The 1,155-nt window shown below is 76.5% G+C and carries 1 pseudogene; it reads left to right on the top strand.

Annotated features, from left to right (window positions below):
• A pseudogene (locus tag GTW43_RS00805) lies at positions 1-1,155 on the top strand (ABC transporter permease); the annotation flags it as partial.

The raw sequence follows: 1,155 nt of genomic DNA, 5'->3' as shown, positions 1-1,155 counted from the left end.
CGTCCAGGTGCTGCTGCTCGTCCTCGCCTCCGCGCTCGGCATGCTGGCGGTCGGCCAGGGCGCCTCCTGGGACCGGTCCCAGCGCGACCAGGCCGACTTCCGGGCCGGCGCGTCGGTGCGGGTGCAGGGCACGGAGCCCGGCATGGGGCAGGCGGTGGCCTTCCCGGCGCTGCCCGGCGTGTCCGACGCGGCGCCCGCGCGGCGCATCGAGGTGCCGCTGCAGAACGGGCGCACCGCCACGGCGCTCGCCCTGGACACCAGCCGGATCCACGACGGGATGCTGCTCCGCGACGACCTCTCCGGCACCGACCCCGACCGGCTGCTCCGCTCGGTCCGCCCGGCGCGGAAGACGCCCGCGGGCGGCGTGGAACTGCCCGCGGGCACGCGCGCCGTCGTGCTCGGCATGAGCGCGACCACGGTGTCCGGCGAAAAGGGCGCACCGGCCGGCGAGACGACGTCGGTGGCGGTGACGCTGGAGGACCGGTTCGGCATCCCGTACCACCAGATCGCCGGTGATCTGCCCGTCGACGGACGCCCGCACCGCATCACCCTGGACCTCGGCACGGCGCCGCACCCGCTGCGGCTGACCGGCGTCGAACTCGTGACGCAGCAGCACCTCGACCAGGACGCCGAGCAGAAGGTCGTGCTGCGCTCCGCACGGGCCCGGTCGGCCGGCGGCACCGAGCGCCCGCTCGCCGTGTCCGGGTCCGCCTGGCGCGTCCTGCTCCCCTCCGCCGCCACGGAGGACGACGGCACCGCCTCCGGCGAGGACGAGCGCCCCGCGCCGCCCGCCGTGCACCAGGCAGGAACCGGGCTCTCGTTCACGTACCGCACCGGCTTCCTCCCCGCCGAGGAGAACGACCGGTTCGTGGAGCGGCCCACGACGACCGTGCGGCTCACGATGGACCGGCGGGTCCCGCTCACGATCCCGGCGGTGGCCAGCGACCGGTTCCTGGCGTCGGCCGGGCTCGAGGTCGGCGGCACGATGGATCTGCCGGTGCCGACCGGCACGGTCCGCGTCCGGATCACCGACACCGTGCACCGCCTGCCGACGACCGGGACGCAGGCCGCCCGGCGGGACGGCGGCGCCCTGCTGCTCGATCTGCGCGCCGCGAACCAGGCCCTGACCGAGATCGGCGACCCGGCGCTCGACCC

It is taken from the genome of Streptomyces sp. SID5785, assembly GCF_009870065.1.
In the GTDB taxonomy this organism is placed as follows: Bacteria; Actinomycetota; Actinomycetes; order Streptomycetales; family Streptomycetaceae; genus Streptomyces.
This window is presented reverse-complemented; position numbering and strand designations above follow the sequence as displayed.